We start from the raw sequence: 3932 nt of genomic DNA, 5'->3' as shown, positions 1-3932 counted from the left end.
AAGGTCGAATACCAATTGGAATATGGTGAAAACAGCCTGGAAATTCACGCTGATGCCGTGGCTGAAAATGGCAATATTTTAATCGTTGATGATGTACTGGCGACCGGCGTCACGGCCAAAGCAAGCTGTGAATTAATCCAGCTACTGGGTGGTAATGTGGTTGGCTGTGCATTTCTGATGGAAATCACTGCCCTGAATGGTCGTTCCCTGTTAACCGATTTTAATGTTCATAGCGTAATTCAATACTGATGAAATTTTTACTTTTTTTGCTGTTCGCTTCACCCGCTATCGCTAATACTGTTTTTCAATCGGCGGTTCATCAAGCCAAATGGGAAACTGAAGCATCAGCATTGGCCTGTGCCTTACACCATGACGTGACCGATTATGGGCATGTCAGTTTTCATCGACACAATGGCGAGGCCATCAAATTAACCATTACCACACAAGACCACCCGGCTGCACATAACACTGTCGATTTAGTCATTACCAATACCCCGTGGCAAAGCGAAGACGTTAGTCAAAAACTGCTGACCTTGCCGGTAACTTACGGACAGCGTGAGTTTGTTATTGAAGGTAATGCGGCCAGAAAAGCCTTGTCGGCATTACAATTGGGTCAGTTTGTGCAATTGCAGTATGCCACGCAAGGCAACACCCAACCGGTCAGTATTATTCTGTCCAATGTTCAGTTCGTGCCGGCCATGCGTGAATTTCAGACCTGTTCAGATCAGATGCACCCCGACAGCTTTACTGATCTGCAATATTTCAATGTTTATTTTGAATCCGAAAAAGCGATTCTTGATAATAAAGCTTCCGGACAAATGCAACGACTGGCTGACTATCTCAAAATTGACGACAGCATCAAACGTATCATTATCGAATCTCATACCGACAGCTTTGGTCGACGTGAACTCAATACTGAGTTATCCGAACAACGGGCTCAAATTGTGAAAAGCTTTTTAATCGAACAGGCTGAGGTTGATGAAGGGATTATCGAAACGCACTCCTATCGTGATACCAAACCCATCGCTAATAACAAAACACCCGCAGGACGCGCACAGAATCGTCGTTCTGAAATACGGCTGATTCGTTAAATACCTATTCCCACAAAGCCAGCAATTCACGGGTCACCTGTTGATAATCAGATGCTTTGGTAATCGCTGAAATCATCGCCACTGAACCCACACCAGTTTTATGCAATTCACTGGCACGCGGCGGATCAATCCCACCAATGGCAACCAGTGGCGTATGTCCATCTAATAAGCGTATCCATTCTGCTAACCGATCAAACCCTTGCGGTTGCCACGGCATCTGTTTGCTGTCGGTTTCAAAAATGGGGCCCAAAGCAATATAGCTGGGATTTACTGCTAATGCTCTGGCCAGTTCCCAATATGAATGGGTTGAAATCCCCAGCCGCAATCCGGCCTGTTCAATTTCCAGCAAATCAGCATCATGCAAATCTTCCTGCCCCAGATGCACACCGTAAGCGCCATTATCGATCGCCATACGCCAGTGATCATTCACAAAAAACTGAATTTCACCATGCTGCTCGGCGATATCCACCGCACTGGCAATCTCTGCATTAAGAAAAGCGCTATCTGATTGTTTTAATCGTAATTGGAGGGTCTTGATACCAATGGTTAACAAACGATTAACCCAATCCGCACTATCGACCACAGGATAAATCCCCAGTCGCTCCGGGCATTCAGGAAAACTGAAACTTTTGCCAATCAAATCCGGGGTATAACTCAGCCTGGGGATATCGCGAAGTTCGAATGGTTGCCGTTGGTGGAAAAACAACTGATAAGGGCCCAGAGTCTGTGATTCGCGAATCCCGCGATTGATATAACTACGCGATAAAATCACCGCATCACGAATATCTTCGCCCTGGGCCAGATAACACGCCAGACTGGATGCCAGCACACAACCGGTTCCGCGAACATTTTTATTCAGTCGTCGCTGATAACAATAAAATTGACTAAACGCATTGGCAAAATAATCTGATACAAAACTTTGATCGCCATGGCCACCTTTGACCAGACAGGCTGATAAGCCCTCTTCAATCAACTGGCGAACCTGTTTCTCCACTGAGCAATCAGAATTCGCTGAGATGTACTGCATCTCAGGCAGATTCGGCGTCAGCAAAGTAATCTTTGGTAATACTGACTTGCGCACAAAATCAAGTACTTCAGGTGCAGCCTGTTCTCCACCACTTGTGGCTGCCATCACCGGGTCCATCACCACCGGCACATCATGAATGGTCAGAATCCGTTCAATGGCCTGGGCAATTTCAAGGTTTGGAATCAAACCGATTTTGATGGCTGAAATGTCAAAGTCAGCCACGCTGCTTTCGTATTGTTTGAGAAATTTCTCAGCAGATAACGGATTCAGCGCCCGCATACCATTTTGGGTCTGTTCGGTCACACAGGTCACCAATGGCACCGGATGAAAACCATGGTGGCTGACCGTTTGAATATCCGCCGTCAGTCCGGCACAGCCCTGAGGATCCAGTCCACCTATTAATAAGATCGCGGTTTGATTTTGTTTAGCCATGTTGCTGCCAGATAGGTTGGTCTAATGTGGGTGTACTAGGTTTGGCAGAATCGCGTTTGGGCATAATGCCCGCTTCAAACGCCAGACGTCCGGCATTGATGGATTGTTTAAATGCTTCGGCCATTAATGCCGGTTCAAGTGCTTCGGCCACGGCGGTATTTAACAGTATCCCGTCATAACCGAGTTCCATGGCCTGCACCGCATCCGAAGGTTTACCGATACCCGCATCGACCAGTAAAGTCATTTCTGGTAAACGTTCTCTTAATGTTCTCAATGCATAAGGATTCAATAATCCCTGACCAGTACCGATTGGTGCGCCCCAAGGCATTAAGACTTTACAACCGGCATCAGCCAGTTTCTGGCACAGGACCAAATCATCGGTGCAATAGGGAAACACCTTAAAACCATCAGCAATCAGGGTTTTGGTGGCTTCCAGCAAGGCAAACGGATCCGGTTGCAGATTAAAACTGTCGCCTAATACTTCCAGTTTGATCCAGTCAGTTTCAAATAACTCACGGGCCATATGGGCTGTTTTAATCGCCTCGGCGGCACTGTAACAACCTGCGGTATTGGGTAATAAATGACAGCCCAGCGCTTCAATCATATTCCAGAATTGCTGACCGCTATTGGCCTGGCCGGCACTTTGCCGACGCAGAGATACAGTAATCACCTGAGCACCTGATGCTTTAATGGCATCACACATAACCTGCGGTGAAGGATAAAGCGCCGTGCCGATAAATAAACGACTGCTAAGGGTTTGACCGTAAACGGTCCAGTCAGATGCCTGCATGTCAGCCTCCACTGATCGGCGACAGCACATCAATGCGATCGCCTGCTGATAATTGATAAGTTGAATGTGCCGACTTGGCGATAATATTGTCGTTAATCACCACCACAAATCGGCCTTCAATCCAGCCATGTTCAGCCAGAAAAAACTGCAAATTAGTGCTTATGGTTTCCACTGGCTGTTCATTCAAAATAAGTGAGATGGGTTGAATCGACTCAGCTTGCATAACGCACTCCCGAATCTGTTTGTTCTGATAATTTAGTCAATAATTGGTCGACCATCACCGGCCCCAGCAAATAACCATGCCGATACAGTCCGTTGACTTGATAGCCCCACTCCTGCTGGCGAATGGTCGGTAAATGATCAGGTAATGCAGGACGACAATGCGCCCGCATTTCCAACACTCGGGCTTCGGCAAAACCTTTATGAATACTGTAAAGCGCGGATAGCAATTCCATGGCACTACGCACACTGACCGGTGATCGATCTTCCGATTCAATCACCGTTGCCCCAATCACATATTGCTGATCCGGTCGTGGCGCCAGATACAGCGGATAACGTGGATGCATTAACCGCACGCACTGTTGCAGATTCA

General features: G+C 47.1%; 6 protein-coding genes. 2 read left to right on the top strand and 4 right to left on the bottom strand.

Translation table 11 applies throughout. From position 1 onward, the window contains the following. Both B3O33_RS01900 and B3O33_RS01895 read left to right on the top strand, forming a co-directional pair. Nucleotides 1-249 (top strand): phosphoribosyltransferase family protein (locus B3O33_RS01900; protein WP_292362819.1); only part of this gene is annotated, 249 nt, incomplete at its 5' end. Then, nucleotides 249-1091: an OmpA family protein gene (locus B3O33_RS01895; protein ID WP_292359252.1), complete on the top strand. Its 843-nt coding sequence runs from the start codon at nt 249-251 to the stop codon at nt 1089-1091. The genes B3O33_RS01900 and B3O33_RS01895, both read left to right, overlap by 1 nt. Before the next feature lie 4 nt (nt 1092-1095). Here B3O33_RS01895 and thiE read toward each other — a convergent pair whose 3' ends face one another. The 4 genes from thiE to B3O33_RS01875 form a co-directional block, all read right to left on the bottom strand. Beyond that, a complete protein-coding gene (gene thiE / locus B3O33_RS01890) occupies nt 1096-2550 on the bottom strand; it encodes a thiamine phosphate synthase (RefSeq protein WP_292359250.1) in 1455 nt (484 codons plus the stop codon). Then, nucleotides 2543-3340 carry a thiazole synthase gene (locus B3O33_RS01885; protein WP_292359249.1) on the bottom strand — a complete coding sequence of 266 codons (798 nt, stop codon included), beginning with the start codon at nt 3338-3340 and terminating at the stop codon, nt 2543-2545. Before B3O33_RS01885 ends, thiE begins: the two co-directional genes overlap by 8 nt. A gap of 1 nt (nt 3341) precedes the next feature. Further along, a complete protein-coding gene (thiS, locus tag B3O33_RS01880; protein WP_292359248.1) occupies nt 3342-3563 on the bottom strand; it encodes a sulfur carrier protein ThiS in 222 nt (73 codons plus the stop codon). Beyond that, on the bottom strand, nt 3553-3932 hold a 380-nt coding region (locus tag B3O33_RS01875), incomplete at its 5' end, for an FAD-dependent oxidoreductase (protein WP_292362818.1). The genes B3O33_RS01875 and thiS, both read right to left, overlap by 11 nt.

The sequence above is a fragment of the Methylophaga sp. UBA1464 genome (assembly GCF_002325665.1).
Taxonomy (GTDB): domain Bacteria; phylum Pseudomonadota; class Gammaproteobacteria; order Nitrosococcales; family Methylophagaceae; genus Methylophaga.
The sequence above is the reverse complement of the archived record's forward strand: the minus strand, read 5'-3'. Positions and strand labels throughout refer to the sequence as shown.